Source organism: Pseudomonas sp. NPDC089554, assembly GCF_050280645.1.
In the GTDB taxonomy this organism is placed as follows: Bacteria; Pseudomonadota; Gammaproteobacteria; order Pseudomonadales; family Pseudomonadaceae; genus Aquipseudomonas.
This window is the reverse complement of sequence record NZ_JBNNVR010000010.1, coordinates 1-20,468: the sequence shown is the minus strand read 5'-3', so window position 1 is coordinate 20,468 and position 20,468 is coordinate 1. Positions and strand designations below refer to the sequence as shown.

The following is a 20,468-nucleotide window of genomic DNA, read 5'->3' as shown; positions in this document are numbered from 1 at the left end:
TGCCCCGTGACCACCACTTCCACCGCCTTCGCCACCCTGCCGTTGTCCGCCGCCATGCTGGCCAACCTGGACACCCTCGGCTACACCGCGATGACGCCGATCCAGGCGCAGAGCCTGCCGGTCATCCTCAAGGGCCAGGACCTGATCGCCCAGGCCAAGACCGGCAGCGGCAAGACCGCTGCCTTCGGCATCGGCCTGCTCAACCCTATCAACCCACGCTACTTCGGTTGCCAGGCGCTGGTGCTGTGCCCCACCCGGGAGCTGGCCGACCAGGTCGCCAAGGAGCTGCGCCGCCTGGCCCGCGCCGAGGACAACATCAAGGTCCTGACCCTGTGCGGCGGCGTGTCGCTCGGCCCGCAGATCGCCTCGCTGGAGCATGGCGCGCATATCATCGTCGGCACGCCGGGGCGCATCCAGCAGCACCTGGACAAAGGCACGCTGGTGCTCGACGGGCTCAACACCCTGGTGCTCGACGAAGCCGACCGCATGCTCGACATGGGCTTCTTCGATGCCATCGCCAGCATCCTCGGGCGCACCCCGGCCCGGCGCCAAACCCTGCTGTTCTCGGCCACCTACCCGGCGGGTATCGAGCAGTTGGCCGCGGATTTCATGCGCAAGCCGCAGCAGGTGAAGGTCGAGAGCCTGCACGCCGACAACCAGATCGAGCAGCGCTTCATCGAGATCGACCCGCAGCAGCGCCTGGAGGCCACCACCCGCGTGCTCGGCCACTACCGCCCGACGTCGTGCGTGGCGTTCTGCTTCACCAAACAGCAGTGCGAAGACGTGGTTGCCCACCTCACGGCCAAGGGTATTCATGCCCAGGCCCTGCATGGCGACCTGGAGCAGCGCGACCGCGACCAGGTGCTGACCATGTTCGCCAACCGCAGCAGTTCGGTGCTGGTGGCTACCGACGTAGCAGCCCGTGGCCTGGATATCGACGGCCTGGACATGGTCATCAACGTGGAACTGGCGCGCGATGCCGAGATTCACGTGCACCGCGTCGGCCGTACTGGCCGTGCTGGCGAGAAGGGCATCGCGGTGAGCCTGGTGGCGCCCGCCGAAGGTCATCGCGCCCAGGCCATCGAAGCGCTGCAGAAAAGTCCACTGCGCTGGGACCAGTTGGACAGCCTGAAGAGCAAGGGCGGCGAGCCGCTGCTGCCAACCATGACCACCCTGTGCATCGCCGCCGGGCGCAAGGACAAGCTGCGCCCGGGCGATATTCTCGGCGCACTGACCGGCGATGCCGGTATTCCCGGTACCCAGGTGGGCAAGATCGCCATCTTCGATTTCCAGGCGTTCGTTGCCGTGGAGCGGGCGGTGGCCAAACAGGCGATGCAGCGGCTCAATAGCGGCAAGATCAAGGGCCGCGCGCTGAAGGTGCGCATCCTCTAAAGCTTTGCAGTGCCCCTGTAGGAGCGGGCTTGCCCGCGAACACCGGCACAGCCGGTGCCATGCACCGCGGTGCTGCCTTCGCGGGCAAGCCCGCTCCTACAGGGGGCGGTGCTCCATTTCCGATCAAGATAGGTTTTTACCGTGCACTCCACCGACGTGATCATCCTCGGCGCCGGCGCCGCCGGCCTGATGTGCGCCCAGCTCAGCGCCCGCCGTGGGCGCCGCGTGCTGCTGCTCGACCACGCCAACAAGCCGGGCAAGAAGATCCTCATGTCCGGCGGCGGGCGTTGCAACTTCACCAATATGTACACCGAGCCTGCCAACTTCCTCTCGCACAACCCGCACTTCTGCAAGTCGGCCCTGGCCCGCTACACCCAGTGGGACTTCATCGAACTGGTGGCCAAGCACGGCGTGCCGTACCACGAGAAGAAGCTCGGCCAGCTGTTCTGCGACAACAAGTCCAGCGACATCCTCGACATGCTGCTGGCCGAGTGCGACGAGGCCGGCGCCGAGCTGCGCATGAACACCAGCATCGAGACCATCACCAAGGTCGAGAGCGGCTACCAGCTGCAAACCAGTGCGGGGGCATTCGCTTGCCAGTCGCTGGTGATCGCCACCGGCGGGCTGTCGATCCCGACCCTGGGCGCCACCGGTTTCGGCTACCAGGTGGCGCGCCAGTTCGGCCATGAACTGCTGCCGACCCGCGCAGGGCTTGTGCCGTTCACCATCACCGAACCGCAGCTCAAGGCCTTGTGTACCGAGCTTTCGGGCACCTCGCTGGACTGCATCGCCAGCTGCAACGGGGGGAGCTTTCGCGAAAACCTGCTGTTCACCCACCGCGGCCTGAGCGGGCCGGCGATCTTGCAGGTGTCGTCGTTCTGGGAGGCAGGCGACACGGTCGAGCTGAACCTGCTACCCGACCGCGATGCCCTGGAGTGGCTGCAAGGGCAACAGGCCGAGCGCCCCAACACTGAGCTGAAAACCGTGCTGGGCGAGGTGTTCACCCGCAAGCTGGCCAACCTCTTGGCCGAGCAGTGGTTCGTTTCCAAGCCCCTGAAGCAGTACACCCCGGCGGAACTGGCCGAGGTGGCCGAAAAGCTTGCGGCCTGGCAAGTGGTGCCAGCGGGTACCGAGGGCTATCGCACTGCCGAGGTGACCCTGGGTGGGGTGGACACGCGCGAGGTGTCGTCCAAGACCATGGAGTCGCTCAAGAGCCCGGGGCTGTACTTCATCGGCGAGGTGCTGGACGTCAGCGGGCACCTGGGTGGCTTCAACTTCCAGTGGGCCTGGGCTTCGGCTAACGCAGCGGCGCAGTTCGTGTAGAGTAGAAACCTTTCAGCACGGAACGCTTCTTGCTGTCCGTGCCAGGACTCTCTCCTGCTCACCGCCCAGGGCCATCATGTCATCGAGCTCGTTCCGCCATTCCCTGCGTCGCCTGTGGGGCCAAGACAAGTTCAGCTACGCCATCCGGGTGACCATCGCCCTCACCGGCAGCATGGCCTGGTGCTGGTACCAGAACGAGATGAGCCTGCTCATCCCGCTGTTCCTGGGCATCATCGCCAGCGCCCTGGCCGAGACCGACGATGGCTGGCAGGGCCGCCTCAGCGCCCTGCTGGTGACCCTGGTGTGTTTCGCCGTCGCCGCGCTGTCGGTGGAGCTGCTGTTCCCCTACCCCTGGGTCTTCGTCATCGCCATGGCCCTGGCGGCATTCGGCCTGACCATGCTCGGCGCGCTCGGCGAGCGCTATGGCGCCATTGCCTCGGCCACGCTGATTCTGTCGGTGTACACCATGATCGGCGTCGACCAGCGCGGCGGCCAGGTCACCGATTTCTGGCACGAACCGATGATGCTGGTGGCCGGCGCCGCCTGGTACGGGGCGCTGTCGGTGCTGTGGCAGGCGCTGTTCTCCAACCAGCCGGTGCAGCAGAGCCTGGCCAAGCTGTTCTTTGAACTGGGCAGCTACCTCAAGCTCAAGGCCAGCCTGTTCGAACCGGTGCGCACGCTGGATGTCGAGGCCGGGCGCCTGGAGCTGGCCAAGCAGAACGGCAAGGTGGTGGCGGCGCTCAATGCGGCCAAGGAGATCATCCTGCACCGGGTCGGAAACAGCCAGCCGAATTCCAAGGTCAGCCGCTACCTGAAGCTGTATTTCCTGGCCCAGGACATCCATGAGCGGGTCAGCGCCTCGCACTACCCCTACAACGCCCTCAACGAGGCGTTCTTCCACAGCGATGTGATGTTCCGCTGCCAGCGCCTGCTGCGCAAACAAGGCGCCTCGTGCCAGGAGCTGGCCCGCTCGATTCGCCTGCGCCAGCCCTTCGTGCTCGCCAGCGGCTACCCCGAAGCCCTGGAAGACCTGAACGCGTCGCTGGAGCACCTGCGCGAACAGAACAACCCGGCCTGGCGCAGCCTGCTGCGCTCGCTACGCGCCCTGGCCGCGAACCTGGCCACCCTCGACCGCCTGCTCAGCGCCGCAAGCAACCCCGACAGCCTGGCCGACGCCAGCGACAGCAGCCTGCTCGACCGCTCGCCGCGCAACCTCAAGGACGTGTGGAAGCGCCTGCGCACCCAGCTCACCCCCACCTCGCTGCTGTTCCGCCACGCCCTGCGCCTGCCGCTGGCACTGTCGGTCGGCTACGGCATGGTGCACCTGATCCACCCCACCCAGGGCTACTGGATCATCCTCACCACCCTGTTCGTCTGCCAGCCCAACTATGGCGCCACCCGGCGCAAGCTGGTGCAGCGGGTGATCGGCACCGCCATCGGCCTGACCGTGGGCTGGGCGCTGTTCGACCTGTTCCCCAACCCGCTGGTGCAGTCGCTGTTCGCGGTGGTCGCCGGGGTGGTGTTCTTCGTCAACCGCACCACCCGCTACACCCTGGCGACGGCGGCGATCACCTTGATGGTGCTGTTCTGCTTCAACCAGATCGGCGATGGCTACGGGCTGTTCCTGCCGCGCCTGTTCGATACCTTGGTCGGCGCATTGATCGCCATTCTTGCGGTGTTCCTGTTCCTGCCCGACTGGCAGGGCCGACGCCTGAACAAGGTGCTGGCCAACACCCTGACCTGCGCCAGCCTGTACCTGCGCCAGATCATGCAGCAGTACGCCAACGGCAAGCGCGACGACCTGGCCTACCGCCTGGCCCGGCGCAACGCGCACAACGCCGACGCGGCGCTGTCCACCACGCTTTCGAACATGCTCATGGAGCCGGGGCATTTCCGTAAGGAGGCCGACGTGGGCTTCCGCTTCCTGGTGTTGTCGCACACCTTGCTCAGCTACCTGTCAGGGCTGGGGGCGCACCGCGACACGGCGTTGCCGGCCGAAGTGCACGAGCAGTTGATCGATGGTGCGGGCAGCAGCCTGGCGCAGAGCCTGGATGACATCGCCAATGGCCTGGCGGCTCGGGCGCCGATCGCGATCCACAGCGACAGCGAGGAGGCATTGGCCAACCAGCTGGAGCAGATGCCCGAGGAACTGGATGAACACCAGCGGCTGGTGCAGACCCAGCTGGCGTTGATCTGCAGGCAGTTGGGGCCGCTGCGCACGCTGGCGGCGCACTTGAACAAGGAAGGCGAGCCGGCCTGATCGGTGCCGCCCTCATCGCTCACAAGCCGTAATGCTTCAACAACCGCGCATAGCTGCCATCGGCCTTCATCGCCTCGATCGCCTGCTCGAACCGCTCGACGATCACCTGATGCTGCGGATGCTTGAGGCTGACCAGGATATGCAGGCTGTTCTCCCCCAGCGGCTGCTCGACGAAGTCCACTGCATTGCGCACCGCTGCCGACTCTGAGCGCAGGTTGAAGCGCGCCACGTACTCATCCTCCACCGCCAGGTCCACCCGGCCGGCCGCGAGCATGCGCACCGCGGAGGGGAAGTTGCGCACGGGCACTTTGTTCAGCCGGGTATCGCTGTCGAAGTCGGCCGCGTAGGCGTAGTCGCGGACCACGGCGATGCTGTAGGGGTAAAGGTCGGGCAGCTTGCCATAGCTGAAAGCTTCGCCCTGGCGCTTGAGCAGGCGGATGCGGTTGGTGAGGTAAGGCCCTGAGAATTGCCCAAGGCGGGTGCGCGCCTCGTTGTACCAGGCGTTGACCAGCACGTCATAACGCCCCTCGCCCACCCCCATGAGCGCACGCGCCCAGGGCACTTCCTCGAACTTGCTGGCATAGCCCGCGCGGGCCAGGGCTTCGGTGACGATGCCGGTGGCCAGGCCGCCGCCCGGCATGCCGCTGTCGGTGAACGGTGGCCAGCGGTCGGCCACCAGGCGCAGGGGCTGCTGTGCCCATGAAGGCGTTGCAAGCATCGATACCGCAAGACCTAGAACACAAAGCAGTGGCCGCATGCTCAGTTCCTTTCGCAGTTGGGGCTCCACGCTGGTTTCGGGAGATTACACAAAGGCAGAAGGTGCCCGCAGCGGGCAATAATGTCATTTAGCCTCTATTTTGGCCGAAATGCATGAAACTTTTTCCGAATCAGGGGTAGCCGAGCACTTCGCGGAGCTGACGCAGGTGCTGGATGATCCACTGCTTGTCGATCGCGCCCCAGTCGTGGATGCGGTAATGCCCAGCATGGTTGCGCGCCCCGGCCTGCTGCTCGAACTCGCAGACGATGTCCAGGTCGGCCAACGCGGCGATGGTGTCCTGGGCGGTGCGCCGGGGCATGCCGGTGGCTTCCATCAGCGCCGGTACGCTGGTGGCGGTCTGGCTGTCGATCAGCCAGGCCACGTAGAGGCGGCGGTAGAAACTGCTCTTGGTCTTGCTCACTTCCATGGGGGTGGGTTCCTTATGCAGAGCCTGGCAGCTCTTGATAGGTCAGGTAGATGCGCAGGTCGAACTCCAGTTGATGGTAGTCCGGCTCCATGTGCTGGCACAGTTGGTAGAAGGCCTTGTTGTGGTCGCGTTCGCGCAGGTGGGCCAGCTCGTGCACCACGATCATGCGCAGGAACTGCGGGGCGGCGTCCTTGAACAAAGAGGCGATACGGATTTCCTTCTTCGCCTTGAGCTTGCCGCCCTGCACCCGTGAAACGGCCGTGTTCAGGCCCAGGGCGCGGTGGGTGAGGTCCAGGCGGTTGTCGTAGAGCACCTTGTCCAGCGGCGGCGCAGTGCGCAGGTATTCCTGGCGCAGGTCCTGGGCGTAGCTGTACAGCGCCTTGTCGCTCTGCACGTCATGGCGGCCGGGGTAGCGCTGTTGCAGGTAGTCGCCCAGGCGGTCGCTGGCGATCATCTGGCGGACCTGGTCCTGCAGGTGCGGGGGGTAGGCTTGCAGGTAGCGTAGGGGGGTCATGGTGGTGTGCTGGCAGAACGATGGTGGCAGTTTAACGAATAGTGAGCCGACACAGGCTGGCATTTTTGGCTAGGATGTCCACTCGCCCCCGGTCGACGCGATCACCATGCCCAGAACCAGCAAAGTCACCGACCCGTCCTATGAATTGATGGACGACCACGAAGGTCATTCATTGATCTACCGCCAGCACGGCTTCCCCAGCCCGCTGGTGCGCTGGCACTTCCACAAGGAATACGAACTGCACCTGATCGTCGCCAGCGCAGGCAAGGTGTTCATCGGCGACTACATCGGCAACTTCGGCCCCGACACGCTGTTCCTGACCGGCCCCAACCTGCCCCACAACTGGATCAGCCAGCTGGCCCCCGATGAAGCGGTACACGAGCGCGACATGCTGGTGAACTTCACCGACGAGGTGCTGGAAGACGGCAGCAGCGTGTTCTCCGAGCTGAACCAGCTGGCCCCGCTGCTGGCCCGGGCACGCTACGGCATCGAATTCCGCGACCCGGCCTTGATCGGCGAAAGCCGCCAGCTGCTGCAACGCATCGCCGACAGCCGCGGCATGACCCGCCTGGGATACTTTTTTATCCTCATGGAGCAGCTCGCCGCCTGCGAGGACTACCAACTGCTGTCCACCGTCACCTCCTCGCAGCTGGCCGACGAGCACAACGTCGAGCGTATCAACCGGGCGGTGGACTACATCTTCCAGCACTACGCCCAGGACCTCACCCAGAACGAGGTGGCCGAGCACCTGGGCATGACCCCCACCTACTTCTCGCGCTTCTTCAAGCAGACTGCCGGGCGCGGCTTCGTGGAGTTCGTCAACCGACTGCGGGTGAGCAAGTCCTGCGAACTGCTGGCCAAAAGCGACCTGCCAGTCACCGAGGTGTGCTTCGAATCGGGCTTCAGCAACCTGTCCAACTTCAACCGGCGCTTCCAGCAACTCAAAGGCATGACCCCCTCCGGTTATCGCAGCCTGGTGACCCAGCGCCTGACCGAGCAGAACCAGCCCTGAAAACCCAGTAGCGCAAAAAAGTATCAGCCACTGTGCAGGCAAGGCTTTGTCCGCATGGCCGTGCAACGGTGTAATCGGCAGCGAGCGACATAAAAAAACACAATAATGTCTTCCGCGCCGTCACCCGGCCCGGGAGGGGAGTTCACAGATGAACGACTCGATCAAGGCCTGCATGGCCGCCGCCTGCCTCAGCCTGCCGCTGTTCGCCCAGGCCGCCGAAACCCTGACCATCGCCACGGTCAACAACAACGACATGATCCGTATGCAGCGCCTGGCCAAGGTGTTCGAGCAGCAGCACCCGGACATCAAGCTCAAGTGGGTGGTGCTCGAGGAAAACGTGCTGCGCCAGCGCCTGACCACCGACATCGCCACCCAGGGCGGGCAGTTCGATGTGCTGACCATCGGCATGTACGAAGCGGCGCTGTGGGGCGAGAAAGGCTGGCTGGAACCCATGACCAACCTGCCCGCCGACTACAACCTCGACGACGTGTTCCCCTCGGTGCGCGAGGGTCTGTCGGCCAAGGGCACGCTGTACGCCCTGCCGTTCTACGCCGAAGCCTCGATCACCTACTACCGCAAGGACCTGTTCCAGCAGGCCGGGCTGAACATGCCCGAGCAGCCCACCTGGACACAGATTGGCGAGTTCGCCGCCAAGCTCAACCAGCCCGACCAGGGCCAGTACGGCCTGTGCCTGCGCGGCAAGGCCGGCTGGGGCGAGAACATGGCGCTGATCGGCACCGTGGCCAATGCCTTCGGCGCGCGCTGGTTCGATGAGCAATGGAAACCTGAATTCAACGGCAGCGAGTGGAAGAACGCGCTGACCTTCTACGTCGACGCCATGAAGCAGTACGGCCCGCCCGGCGCCTCCAGCAACGGCTTCAACGAGAACCTGGCGCTGTTCAACAGCGGCAAGTGCGCCATCTGGGTCGATGCCAGCGTGGCCGGCTCGTTCGTCACCGACAAGAGCCAGAGCAAGGTCACCGACGACACCGGCTTCACTTTCGCGCCCAAAGAGGTCACCGACAAAGGTGCCTCGTGGCTGTATTCCTGGGCGCTGGCGATTCCTGCCAGTTCCAAGTCCAAGGACGCCGCCAAGACCTTCAGCACCTGGGCCACCTCCCAGGCCTACGGCCAGCTGGTGGCCGAGAAGGAAGGCGTGGCCAACGTGCCGCCCGGCACCCGCGCCTCGACCTACAGCGACGCGTACCTGGCCGCCGCGCCCTTCGCCAAGGTGACGCTGGAGTCGCTCAAGCGGGTGAACCCCAAGCAGCCTACCCTCAAGCCCGTGCCCTACGTGGGCATCCAGCTGGTGACCATTCCTGAGTTCCAGGCCATCGGCACCCAGGTCGGCAAGCTGTTCTCCGCCGCCCTGACCGGGCAGATGAAGGTCGACCAGGCGCTGGCCGCTGCCCAGCAGTCCACCGAACGCGAGATGAAACGCGCCGGTTACCCCAAGTAGCCCGTCCCTGATCGCCACCGCGCAGACCTTGCGCGGTGGCGGCCGGCCGCGCCCTTTTCGAAAGAAACCCACGGAGTCGCCATGAACACCTCGGCCCTCGACACCCAGCCCGTCGCCGCCCCGCGCCCCGCTAAACGCAAGGTCGGCCCCGGCTGGTTCCTGGTCAGCCCCTCGGTGGCGCTGCTGCTGTTGTGGATGATCGTGCCCCTGGGCATGACCCTGTATTTCTCGCTGATCCGCTACAACCTGCTTTACCCCGGCGAAAACGATTTCGTGGGGCTGGAGAACTTCAGCTTCTTCGTCACCGACGCAGGCTTCATGCCCGGCGCACTGAACACCCTGACCCTGGTCGGCAGCGTGCTGCTGATCAGCGTGGTGCTCGGCGTGCTGATCGCCGCCTTGCTCGAGGCCGGTGAGTTCTGGGGCCGCGGCGTGGTGCGGGTGCTACTGATTTCGCCGTTCTTCATCATGCCCACGGTCAGCGCGCTGCTGTGGAAGAACCTGATCCTGCACCCGGTGTCGGGCATTCTCGCTGCGGTGTGGCGGCTGTTCGGCGCGCAGCCCGTGGACTGGCTGGCGCACTACCCGCTGCTGTCGATCATCCTGATCGTGTCGTGGCAATGGCTGCCGTTCGCCATCCTGATCCTGATGACCGCCATGCAGTCGCTCGACCAGGAGCAGAAGGAAGCCGCACGCCTGGACGGCGCCGGCCCCCTGGCGATCTTCTGGCACCTGACCCTGCCGCACCTGGCCCGGCCCATCGCCGTAGTGGTGATGATCGAGACCATCTTCCTGCTCTCTGTGTTCGCCGAGATCTTCACCACCACCAGCGGCGGCCCCGGGTACGAGTCCACCAACCTCGCCTACCTGATCTACAACCAGGCGCTGTTGCAGTTCGACGTCGGCATGGCCTCGGCCGGCGGCCTGATCGCCGTGGTGATCGCCAACATCGCCGCCATCGTGCTGGTGCGAATGATCGGCAAGAACCTCACCGAGCGCAGCTAAGGAGCCCGCCATGCTGACACTCAAGCAAAACCGCCGCCTGCGTGACGGGCTGATCGGCCTGCTGTGCTGGGGCATCGCCCTGGTGATCTTCTTCCCGATCTTCTGGATGCTGCTGACCAGCCTCAAGACCGAGCTGGACGCCTTCGCCACGCCGCCGCAGTTCATCTTCACGCCGACGCTGGAGAACTACCTGCACATCAACGAGCGCAGCGACTACTTCGCCTACGCCTGGAACTCGGTGCTGATCTCGTTCTCGGCCACCCTGCTGTGCATGCTCATCGCGGTGCCGGCGGCCTACTCCATGGCCTTCTTCGAGACCCGCCACACCAAGCGCACGCTGCTGTGGATGCTGTCGACCAAGATGCTGCCACCGGTGGGCGTGTTGATGCCGATCTACCTGCTGGCCAAGCAGTTCGGCCTGCTCGACTCGCGCCTGGCGCTGATCATCGTCTACACCCTGATCAACCTGCCGATCGTGGTGTGGATGGTGTACACCTACTTCAAGGACATCCCGGTGGACATCCTCGAAGCCGCCCGCCTGGACGGCGCCAGCACCTGGCAGGAGATCGTCCATGTGCTGCTGCCGATCGCCCGTGGCGGCCTGGCTTCGACCCTGCTGCTGTCGTTGATCCTGTGCTGGAACGAGGCGTTCTGGTCGCTCAACCTGACCTCTTCGGCCGCCGCCCCGCTGACCGCGCTGGTGGCCTCCTACTCCAGCCCCGAGGGGCTGTTCTGGGCCAAGCTCTCGGCCGTTTCCACCCTGGCGTGCGCGCCGATCCTGATCTTCGGCTGGATCAGCCAGAAGCAGCTGGTGCGAGGGTTGTCGTTCGGGGCTGTGAAATGAGCCGGCCCTTCCAATTCATATTTCTGGCCACTGCGGAGGTAACTCGACATGGCTGACCTGAAGATCCGCAACCTGCAAAAAGGCTTCGATGGCCACGCCATCATCAAGGGCATCGACCTAGACGTACGCGACCGCGAGTTCGTGGTGTTCGTCGGCCCGTCCGGCTGCGGCAAGTCGACCCTGCTGCGACTGATCGCCGGGCTCGAGGAAGTCAGTAGCGGCAGCATCGCCCTGGACGGCGTCGACATCACCGACACCGCCCCAGCCAAACGCGACCTGGCCATGGTGTTCCAGACCTACGCCCTGTACCCACACATGACCGTGCGCAAGAACCTCTCGTTCGCCCTGGACCTGGCTGGCGTGGACAAACGCGAAGTGACCAGCAAGGTGGACAACGCCGCACGCATCCTCGAATTGCAACCGCTGCTCGAACGCAAACCACGCCAGCTCTCCGGCGGCCAGCGCCAGCGGGTGGCGATCGGCCGGGCGATCGTGCGCAACCCGAAGATATTCCTGTTCGACGAACCGCTGTCGAACCTCGACGCCGCCCTGCGCGTACAGATGCGCCTTGAACTGGCGCGGCTGCACCAGGAGCTGGCCGCGACCATGATCTACGTGACCCACGACCAGGTCGAGGCGATGACCCTGGCCGACAAAGTAGTGGTGCTCAATGGCGGGCGCATCGAGCAGGTCGGCTCGCCGCTGGAGCTGTACCACCACCCGGCCAACCTGTTCGTCGCAGGCTTCCTCGGCACCCCGAAGATGGGCTTCTTGCGCGGCCACCTGAGCCGCAACCAGGGCAACCAGTGCGAAGTTGCCCTGGAGTGCGGCGCGCGCATCCTCCTGCCACTGTGCGTGGGCGAGCTGGCCACCGGCAGCGCGGTGACCCTGGGCATCCGCCCCGAGCACCTGAACATCACCCGCACCGGCGTTGGCGATGCGGGTTCGCTGCAAGTCACTGCCGACGTCAGCGAGCGCCTGGGCAGCGACAGCTACTGCCATGTGCGCAGCGCCTGCGGGGAAATGCTCACCGTGCGCGTACGCGGCGACTTCGCCCCAGGCTATGGCGAGCAGCTGGAGCTGACTTTCGACCCGGGCCACTGCCACCTGTTCGACAGCAACGGCCAAGCCCTCGACAAACGACTGCAACAGGCGGCCTGAAGCCGCCTCAAGGTATCCAGGATGAAACTCAACCGGCACAACCTCGGGCAACTGGCGAATACCGTCGCACGCCCTTCATACGACCCGGCAACCTTGACCCAGGGCATCGTGCACATCGGCGTCGGCGGCTTCCACCGCGCGCACCAGGCGGCCTATACCGATGCCCTGATGAACCGCGGCGAAGGCCTCGACTGGGCGATCTGCGGCGCGGGCCTGCGCAGTGACGACCGCGCCATGCGCGACACTCTGGATGCTCAGGACCACCTCTACACCCTGTTCGAACTGGGCGACACGCCCGACACCGAGGTGCGGGTGATCGGCGTGATCAACGACATGCTGCTGGCCGAAGACAGCCCCGCAGCACTGCTGGACAAGCTGTGCGAGCCGGGCATTCGCATCGTCTCGCTGACCATTACCGAGGGCGGCTACTGCATCGACGACAGCACCGGCGAATTTCGCGCCGACCTGCCGATGATCCAGCACGACCTGGCCAACCCCCGCGCGCCGCGCAGCGTCTTCGGTTTCCTCTGCGAGGCCCTGCGCCGACGCCGCGAGGCCAAGCTGGGTGCATTCACGGTGATGTCCTGCGACAACCTTCCGCACAACGGCGATGTGGCGCGCAAGGCCCTGCTGGCCTTCGCCCACCTGGCCAACCATGATCTGGCCCAGTGGATCGCCAGCCACGTCAGCTTCCCCAACGCCATGGTCGACCGCATCACCCCCATGACCAGCGCCGCCCACCGCCTGCAACTGGCCGAACACCACGGCGTCGAGGACCGCTGGCCGGTGGTCTGCGAGCCGTTCCTGCAATGGGTGCTGGAAGACAAGTTCGTGGCCGGGCGCCCGGCCTGGGAAAAAGTCGGCGTGCAGTTCACCGACGACGTCACGCCCTACGAGGAAATGAAGATCAAGCTGCTCAACGGCAGCCACCTGGCGCTCACCTACCTGGGCTTCCTGCAAGGCTACCGGTTCGTCCATCAAACCCTGGCCGACCCGCTGCTGCGCCGCTACATGCGCACCTTCATGGACCTGGACGTGACCCCGCAGTTGGCACCGGTGCCTGGCATCGACCTGGAGCAGTACAAGGGCAGCCTGACCGAGCGCTTCTCCAACACGGCCATCGCCGACCAGCTCGAGCGCGTGTGCTCGGACGGCTCGTCGAAGTTTCCCAAGTTCATCGTGCCCACTGCCAACCGCCTGATCGCCGATGGCAAGCCACTGGAGCGCGTGGCGCTGGTGGTGGCGGCCTGGGCCCTGTACCTGCGTGGCGTGGACGAGCAGGGCACACGCTACGAGATCCCCGACCCCCGCGCCGAAGACTGCAAGGCCCGGGTGGTGCAGCGCGAAGGGCTGGCGGCACGGGTGCTGGGCGACGAGGTGATCTTCGGCACGGCGATCCCGGCCTCCAAGGCGTTCGTTGCGGCGTTCGAGCGCATGTACGACAGCTTGCGCGAACACGGCGTGAGCAAGACCTTGAGCCAAGTACTCGGCGACTGACCCCGGAGCGCGCCCCCATGCATGGACTGTTTCTCGGCATCGACTGCGGCACCCAAGGCACCAAGGCCCTGGTGCTGGACGCCGCCAGCGGCCAGGTGCTGGGCCTGGGCAGCGCCACCCATGCGCCGCCGCAGGGTAACGAAGGGCGTCGCGAGCAAGAACCCGCCGATTGGCTTGCGGCTCTGCGTACGGCGGTGGTCAATGCGCTGCACGCAGCCGGTGTGGAGGGTACGGACATTCGCGGGCTGGCGGTGTCCGGCCAGCAGCACGGGCTGGTGCTGCTCGATGCCCAGGGCCAGGTGCTGCGCCCGGCCAAGCTGTGGTGCGACACCGAAACCACGCCGGAAAACCTCGAGCTGCTCCAGGCCCTGGGCGGCCCCCAAGGCTCGCTGGAGCGCCTGGGGCTGGTGATCGCGCCGGGCTACACGGTGTCCAAGCTGCTGTGGAGCAAGCGCCATTTCCCCGAGCTGTTCGCCCGCACGGCGCATCTCCTGCTGCCCCACGACTACCTCAACTACTGGCTGACCGGCCGGGTCTGCACCGAGCCCGGCGACGCCTCGGGCACTGGCTACTACGATGTCCGCCGCAACGCCTGGGCCGCGGATGTGCTGCATTTGATCGAGCCCGGCGAGCGCCTGCCGACGGCATTGCCGGAACTGCTGCAACCTGGCACCTGCATCGGCCCGCTGCGCGAGCAGGCCGCATCGCTGCTGGGCCTTTCACCTAAAGCGCAGGTAGCCACGGGTGGCGGCGACAACATGCTGACCGCCATCGGCACCGGCAATATCCACCCCGGCGTCATCACCCTCAGCCTGGGCACCTCTGGCACCCTGGCGGCCCACGCCGAGCATGCCCTGGTCAGCCCGCTGGGCGAGGTGGCCACGTTCTGCGCCTCGAGCGGCGGCTGGCTGCCGCTGATCTGTACGATGAACCTGACCAGCGCCTGCGGCCTGGTGCAGGAATTGTTGCAATTGAAACTGGAAGACTTCACCCAGCTGGCCGGGCAAGCGCCGATCGGTGCCGATGGCCTGCTGATGCTGCCGTTCTTCAATGGCGAGCGGGTGCCGGCCTTGCCCAATGCCAGCGCCAGCCTGCACGGCATGACCAGCAGCAACCTGACCCGCGCCAACCTCTGCCGCGCGGTGCTCGAAGGCACCTGCTTCGGCCTGCGCCATGGCCTCGACCTGATGCGCGCCAGGGGCCTGCAAGGCACGGAAATTCGCCTGGTGGGTGGCGCGGCGAAAAGCCCGCTGTGGCGCCAGGTACTCGCTGATTTGCTCGGCCTGCCGTTGGTCTGTCCTCGCCAGACCGAAGCCGGTGCCCTCGGCGCGGCGCTCCAGGCGGCCTGGAGCCTGGGGCGTCAGCAGGGTGGCGGCGACAGCCTGGAAGCCCTGTGCCAACGCTGCGTCAGCCTCGACGAGTCCACCCGCACCCTGCCCCGGCCAGCCCAGCAGGCCGCCTATGAAATAGCCTATCAACGCTACCTTGCGCAGTTGCCCGCGCGCTGAGCGGGTATCCTTGCCCATCTTTCGAGTCGGAGAATTTCATGTACCTGGTGTGTGGCGAAGCCCTGTTCGATGTCTTCAGCCAAGAAACCAGCCCGCGTGCTGGTGAGCTTGGCTTCACCGCCATCGCCGGTGGCTCGCCGTTCAACGTGGCGGTGGGCTTGCAGCGGTTGGGGGTAGCCTCGGCACTGTTCGGTGGCCTTTCCAGCGACTACCTGGGCGCGCGCCTGCGCCGGGTGCTGGAGGGCGAGCAGGTGGACTGCACTTGGCTGGTGACCAGCGATGCGCCCACCACCCTGGCGATGGTCGGCCTGGATGTCAGCGGTTCGGCGCAATACCAGTTCCGCGGCGAAGGCTGCGCCGACCGGCAGGTGCGCCACGAGCACCTGCCGCTGCTGGATGAACAGGTGCGCGGCGTGCACGTGGGCTCCTACACCCTGGTGGTGACGCCGGTGGCCGATACCTTGCTGGCCCTTGTGCAACGCGAGAGTGGGCAGCGGCTGATCAGCCTGGACCCGAACGTGCGGCTCAACCCGCAGCCGGATGTGCAGCTGTGGCGGCGCCAGGTAGAGGCGTTCGCCGGTCATGCCCACCTGATCAAGGCCAGCGAGGAAGACCTGGCCCTGCTCTACCCCGGGCGCGACCCGCAAGACGTCGCGCGCGGCTGGCTGAACGCGCGTTGCCGCCTGGTGTTCGTCACCCATGGTGGCGAAGGCGCCAGCGTGCACTGCGCCCATGGCTCGTGGGCCAGGCCTGCCGACGACTCATTGGCGGTGAAGGACACGGTGGGGGCAGGCGATACCTTCCAGGCGGCGGTGCTGGCGTACCTTGTGCGGCTTGGCGCGGACAGCCCGGAGGGGCTGGCTGGGCTTGGGCGCGAGGCTATCGATGAGATGCTGGCGTTCGCCATTCGTGCGGCGGCGATCACCTGTTCCAAGACGGGGCCGCAGTTGCCGTTTGCGCACGAACTCTAGTTACTGCGGCGCCTTCTTCGCGGGCAAGCCCGCTCCTACAGGGCTTGCGATGCCCCTGTAGGAGCGGGCTTGCCCGCGAATAGGCCGGCACTGACACAACCACCGCTATGACTGCGACGGCCACGAATACATCGTCGGGAATTGCCTGGCATCGCTGGCCATCATCGGTCGCGCCACCAGGAACCCCTGCACATAGGCGCAGCCATTGGCCTTGAGCCACTGCGCCTGGGCCTCGGTCTCCACCCCTTCGGCGATCACCGTGATGCCGTAGTCGGCACACAGCTCGATGACGCTGCGCGCCAGTGCCGTATCGGCCTGCGAATCCGGTAGCCTGGCCACCAGGTGGCGGTCCAGCTTGAGCGTGTCGATGGGCAGATCGCGCAGCATGCGCAACGAACAATCGCCGGCACCGAAATCATCCAGCGCCACCCGTACCCCCAGCTCGCGCAGGCGGCTGACCTGACGCACCGCCGCATCGATGTCGTACATCAGCGACGTCTCGGCCACCTCGACTTCCAGTTGCGAAGGCTCAAGCCCCTGTTCCTGGATCACCTTTTGCAGCTCATCCACCAGGTTCGGCTGAGTGAACTGGGCACGGCTGAGGCTGATGCCCAGCACCAGCGCGTCCTCGAAGACGCCATACCACTCGCGGCGCTGCGCCGCGCCTTTGCAGTAGATCCAGCTGGCCAGGCGGTGAATCAGCCGGGCCTCTTCCAGCAAGGGAATGAACAGCCCAGGCGGCACATCGCCGACACTGGGGTGCTGCCAGCGCAGCAAGGCTTCGAAACCGCGCAGGCGGCCATCGGCGAACGCCACCTGGGGCTGGTACACCAGGGTGAAATCCTTGTGCTCGATGGCCGTGCGCACGCCATCCTCGAGCATCAGCCGCGAACGGGCCCGGCCATTGAGCTCCTGGTCGTAGAAGCGGTACTGATGGCGCCCGGCGCGCTTGGCCGCATACATCGCAGCGTCCGCCGCGCGCAGCAGGCCTTCGACATTCGAACCGCAATCCGGGTAGGTGGCGATGCCGATGCTCACCCCCAGGCTGACCTCGATACCATCCTGCTGCGGGTAGCTGGCCATGCGTTCGAGCAAGCGCTCGGCATAGCGCCCGGCCAGTTCCGGGTAGGCCAGGCCGTCGAACAGCACGGTGAATTCATCGCCGCCCATACGCGCCAGCAGCGAGTGGCTGCACAGGCACTCCTTCAACTGCTCGGCGACCCAACGCAGCACCTGGTCACCGGCCTCGTGCCCAAGGTTGTCGTTGATTCGCTTGAAGCCGTCGAGGTCCATGTACATCAGGGCCTGGAACTTGTCGGTGCGCTCGTTGCGCACCAGTTGGCTCTCGGCGGCCTGGTAGAAGCCGCGACGGTTGAGCAGGCCGGTGAGCGGGTCGGTGACGGCCTGCTGCTCCAGTTGCTGGTGCAGGCTGCGCACCACCGACATGTCCAGCACCGTCACCACCATCGCCTGCTGCTCCACCGGCAAGGGCGCACAGGACAGCGCCACCGGCACCAACTGGCCCGACGCCTTGCGCAGCTGGGCATCGTGCACGCGGAAGATCTGCCGGCCGAGGTAGGCCTGGTAGAAGTCCGACTCGCGCCACAGGCTGGCGCTGGGTAGCTGGATCAGCTCCAGCACATGGGCGCCCTTGAGGTTATCCACAGGCGCTTCGAGCAGGCGCGAGATAGCCGGGTTGGCGAAGCCGATAGTCCCGTCCTCGTCGACCACCAGGATGCCTTCGGCGGCGTTCTCCAGGATCGAGGCGTTGAACGCCCGCGCCGACTCAAGCTCGCGGGTCAGGCGCTGGAGCATGCGGCGGTTACGCTGCTGCTCGAGCAACGCCTGCACCTTGGGCTTGAGGATTTGCGGGTCGAAGGGTTTGAACAGGTAGTCCACCGCGCCACTGGCATAGCCCTTGAGCACAGCGGCCTGGGACTGCTCGTTGGCGGTGAGGAAGATTATCGGGGTAAGCCGGGTACGCTGGCTGCCGCGCATCAGGCGGGCCACTTCGAAACCATCCATTTCCGGCATCTGCACGTCGAGCAGGACCAGGTCCACTTCCTGTTCGAGCAGGGTGCTCAGGGCCTCCATGCCGGAACTGGCAGTCAATACCTGCCAGTCCTGACGCGACAGCAAGGCCCGCATGCTGGTCAGGTTTTCCGGGTAGTCGTCTACGACCAGTAGAACCGAGCGGCTATCCGGGGTTTGTGTGTGAGCGACATCCATGCGGCTTCTCTTGTAAGGCCAACCAGGTCAAGCAATCGGATCCGATTACTCACTCTAGTCCTACTATTGAAAGACGCAACGCGAAGAACTGGCTATAGGCCATCTAGCTTCACGTTAGCCGACTAACGGGCAGTCGGCCAGCGTGACAGCCAGGTTTGGAGGCGCTATCAGGTGTATCTGTTGTAGGTGCCGAGCAACGTCGGTGTGCCGCCGTGCGGCACCCTGAACACCAGACAGTCGTTGCGGTTGATTGTCCTCATCTGCCCTGCCCAGGAGATCGAGCGAGCATAGTCGGATAAATTGGTAATGACCTGTATCGATGGGCTACCGGACGTATTGGCGGCGAATGTCAGCGTGGCGCCCGAGCCGCCATTTAGGATGGAAAAGATCCCGTAGGCACGCGTCTGTACAACTGAGCCTGACGACGTTGAGGATTCGATGATACGGAGGTCTCGAGCCGCAGCACGCCGCTGGTTCGCATAGACCACCTTATCTGCCAGCCTCTGACGCAGAGACCAATCCGTATTGATGATGTAATGCCCCTGAATCGGCGCGTGGTCCCCCCAGGCCGAAAACCATGTTATCAGCTGCCTGGAAAGGTCTTTCGGTACGAAAAATGGCAGAGAATAATAAGCAGCTTGTATGGCGCGTAGATCACCGAACCCCTTGTTTTCTTGAGCAACTCTCAAAATGAAGTTCGCCATCTCATTTTCCGACGGCGTATGCTTGCCAATCCAGCGCTGTTGGACGCCGGGCCAGAAACTTGCATCACGATACGTGTGGTTGTAAGACACGACGGTATTCATGCCCATCGCCCAGAGCTGCACGATGGCCGCCTCCTTACAGGCAACGGGAACGATGGTTTTACCTAAATACCGTTTGATAAGTTCCCTCAACTCGTCGTGCGCAGCATAGGTGAACTTGTTGAATCGATGGAAATTTAAAATAACGATTTCTTTATGAGCACCTTTGTAATATCGGTATTCCGACAGTGCTCGCAGAACGTCCGTTTCCACGGTGCGATTATTAGTACTGTTGTGAAAGATGCGAAAGCGTCTCGCACCCTGACTGGCGCTAAAAAACTCGACACGTAGATCGAGCGAACGAACACCCCATGCCAGCTGATCGTTTATCGGACGATCCTGACACGTCTCCGAAGACGGGGCGGGAAATGCCTTTTTGTCGAAACCGGAATTATGGGTACCGAGCAGAATCGCTTCGCCTATCGGCAGTACCCGCACACCCGCGTATCTCTCCATCCAGTCAAAGCGGACGTAGTCTTCCGGTGTACAAACACCATTATTAACGCCACCACCTGGGCAATACCCGTCCTTGGGCTCCAGGCCATCTACCTGATCTTCCGAAATACCTTCAAGGTGCGCACGTGCCTCGTACTCTACAGAGCCCTCATGTTCCGGCAGTATAAACATTTCACCCGTCTGCGCCGTTATTACATTGTCAAAATCCACAGCAAACCATGCCTTGCAATAGTGAGTAAAATCTAAAGCTAACACATGAAAAAAACTTCGCCTCCTACCAGAAGTACCAGACATCCCCCAAGAAAAAATCGACAGTTCAACGCGACAAACTTAATTAGGCCCATAAAAAAACCCGCATCTCTGCGGGTTTTTAATTTCAAATTTTCAATCAGTTGACCTTGGCAGCCAACTCACCTTTGGCATAGCGCTGGAACATACCTTCCAGGGAGATCGGTTTGATCTTCGAGGCATTACCGGCAGTACCGAACGCTTCATAACGGGCGATGCACACATCGCGCATGGCCTTCACGGTCTCGGCGAAGAACTTGCGTGGGTCGAACTCGCTCGGGTGCTGGGCCATGTAGCGGCGGATGGCACCGGTGGAGGCCAGGCGCAGGTCGGTGTCGATGTTGACCTTGCGCACGCCATACTTGATGCCTTCGACGATTTCTTCGACCGGCACGCCGTAGGTTTCTTTGATCGCGCCGCCGTACTCGTTGATGATCGCCAGCCAGTCCTGCGGTACCGAGGAAGAACCACATCAGGTTGAGGTGGAAGAAGCCGACGTGGCGCTGGATCTCTTTCCACGAGCACAGCACCGACAGCACGCCGAGCAGGCCGGTCAGCAGGA

The 20,468-nt window shown here is 64.4% G+C and carries 16 protein-coding genes and 2 pseudogenes; 11 read left to right on the top strand and 7 right to left on the bottom strand.

Going from position 1 to position 20,468, the window contains the following annotated elements:
* The first annotated feature begins 54 nt into the window (after nt 1-54).
* The 3 genes from dbpA to yccS all read left to right on the top strand — a co-directional run bounded on the left by dbpA (nt 55) and on the right by yccS (nt 4,975).
* Complete coding sequence (dbpA, locus tag ACQKPE_RS05115) at nt 55-1,392, top strand: ATP-dependent RNA helicase DbpA (protein WP_427663867.1); 1,338 nt, start codon at nt 55-57, stop codon at nt 1,390-1,392.
* Nucleotides 1,393-1,533: 141 nt separating this feature from the next.
* Nucleotides 1,534-2,715 (top strand): NAD(P)/FAD-dependent oxidoreductase, encoded by a 1,182-nt coding sequence (locus ACQKPE_RS05110; protein ID WP_427663771.1) that lies wholly within the window; start codon nt 1,534-1,536, stop codon nt 2,713-2,715.
* A gap of 76 nt (nt 2,716-2,791) precedes the next feature.
* Complete coding sequence (yccS, locus tag ACQKPE_RS05105; RefSeq protein ID WP_427663769.1) at nt 2,792-4,975, top strand: YccS family putative transporter; 2,184 nt, start codon at nt 2,792-2,794, stop codon at nt 4,973-4,975.
* A 19-nt stretch (nt 4,976-4,994) separates the two neighbouring features.
* On the opposite strand, the gene ACQKPE_RS05100 is transcribed toward yccS, so the two are convergent.
* The 3 genes from ACQKPE_RS05100 to ACQKPE_RS05090 form a co-directional block, all read right to left on the bottom strand.
* Complete coding sequence (locus tag ACQKPE_RS05100; RefSeq protein WP_427663767.1) at nt 4,995-5,732, bottom strand: substrate-binding periplasmic protein; 738 nt, start codon at nt 5,730-5,732, stop codon at nt 4,995-4,997.
* A 130-nt stretch (nt 5,733-5,862) separates the two neighbouring features.
* Nucleotides 5,863-6,159 (bottom strand): winged helix-turn-helix domain-containing protein, encoded by a 297-nt coding sequence (locus tag ACQKPE_RS05095; protein WP_427663766.1) that lies wholly within the window; start codon nt 6,157-6,159, stop codon nt 5,863-5,865.
* 13 nt (nt 6,160-6,172) lie between these two features.
* Entirely contained in the window at nt 6,173-6,673 is a 501-nt protein-coding gene (locus ACQKPE_RS05090; protein ID WP_427663764.1) for a M48 family metallopeptidase, read from the bottom strand.
* 106 nt (nt 6,674-6,779) lie between these two features.
* Here ACQKPE_RS05090 and ACQKPE_RS05085 point away from each other — a divergent pair, with 106 nt between their 5' ends.
* The 8 genes from ACQKPE_RS05085 to ACQKPE_RS05050 all read left to right on the top strand — a co-directional run bounded on the left by ACQKPE_RS05085 (nt 6,780) and on the right by ACQKPE_RS05050 (nt 16,130).
* Nucleotides 6,780-7,685, top strand: coding sequence for an AraC family transcriptional regulator (locus tag ACQKPE_RS05085; RefSeq protein WP_427663762.1), 906 nt, complete (start codon nt 6,780-6,782; stop codon nt 7,683-7,685).
* 148 nt (nt 7,686-7,833) lie between these two features.
* Complete coding sequence (locus tag ACQKPE_RS05080; protein ID WP_427663760.1) at nt 7,834-9,144, top strand: ABC transporter substrate-binding protein; 1,311 nt, start codon at nt 7,834-7,836, stop codon at nt 9,142-9,144.
* A gap of 81 nt (nt 9,145-9,225) precedes the next feature.
* Entirely contained in the window at nt 9,226-10,149 is a 924-nt protein-coding gene (locus tag ACQKPE_RS05075; protein WP_427663759.1) for a carbohydrate ABC transporter permease, read from the top strand.
* A 10-nt stretch (nt 10,150-10,159) separates the two neighbouring features.
* Nucleotides 10,160-10,993, top strand: a complete 834-nt coding sequence (locus ACQKPE_RS05070) for a carbohydrate ABC transporter permease (RefSeq protein WP_427663757.1) — start codon at nt 10,160-10,162, stop codon at nt 10,991-10,993.
* A gap of 48 nt (nt 10,994-11,041) precedes the next feature.
* Nucleotides 11,042-12,154: an ABC transporter ATP-binding protein gene (locus tag ACQKPE_RS05065; RefSeq protein ID WP_427663756.1), complete on the top strand. Its 1,113-nt coding sequence runs from the start codon at nt 11,042-11,044 to the stop codon at nt 12,152-12,154.
* Nucleotides 12,155-12,175: 21 nt separating this feature from the next.
* On the top strand, nt 12,176-13,651 hold the full coding sequence (locus ACQKPE_RS05060) for a mannitol dehydrogenase family protein (protein WP_427663755.1): 1,476 nt from the start codon (nt 12,176-12,178) through the stop codon (nt 13,649-13,651).
* The gene (gene xylB, locus ACQKPE_RS05055; protein ID WP_427663866.1) at nt 13,648-15,159 is read left to right on the top strand and encodes a xylulokinase; all 1,512 of its coding nucleotides are present in this window, start codon (nt 13,648-13,650) and stop codon (nt 15,157-15,159) included. Before ACQKPE_RS05060 ends, xylB begins: the two co-directional genes overlap by 4 nt.
* A 38-nt stretch (nt 15,160-15,197) precedes the next feature.
* Nucleotides 15,198-16,130, top strand: a complete 933-nt coding sequence (locus ACQKPE_RS05050; protein WP_427663754.1) for a carbohydrate kinase family protein — start codon at nt 15,198-15,200, stop codon at nt 16,128-16,130.
* Between the two features lie 105 nt (nt 16,131-16,235).
* On the opposite strand, the gene ACQKPE_RS05045 is transcribed toward ACQKPE_RS05050, so the two are convergent.
* The 4 genes and pseudogenes from ACQKPE_RS05045 to ACQKPE_RS05030 all read right to left on the bottom strand — a co-directional run.
* On the bottom strand, nt 16,236-18,359 hold the full coding sequence (locus tag ACQKPE_RS05045; RefSeq protein ID WP_427663753.1) for a putative bifunctional diguanylate cyclase/phosphodiesterase: 2,124 nt from the start codon (nt 18,357-18,359) through the stop codon (nt 16,236-16,238).
* A gap of 167 nt (nt 18,360-18,526) precedes the next feature.
* Nucleotides 18,527-19,828: a hypothetical protein gene (locus tag ACQKPE_RS05040; RefSeq protein ID WP_427663751.1), complete on the bottom strand. Its 1,302-nt coding sequence runs from the start codon at nt 19,826-19,828 to the stop codon at nt 18,527-18,529.
* A 178-nt stretch (nt 19,829-20,006) separates the two neighbouring features.
* Nucleotides 20,007-20,375, bottom strand: a pseudogene (locus ACQKPE_RS05035) (class II fructose-bisphosphate aldolase); the annotation flags it as partial.
* A pseudogene (locus tag ACQKPE_RS05030) lies at nt 20,350-20,468 on the bottom strand (hypothetical protein); the annotation flags it as partial. The pseudogenes ACQKPE_RS05035 and ACQKPE_RS05030, both read right to left, overlap by 26 nt.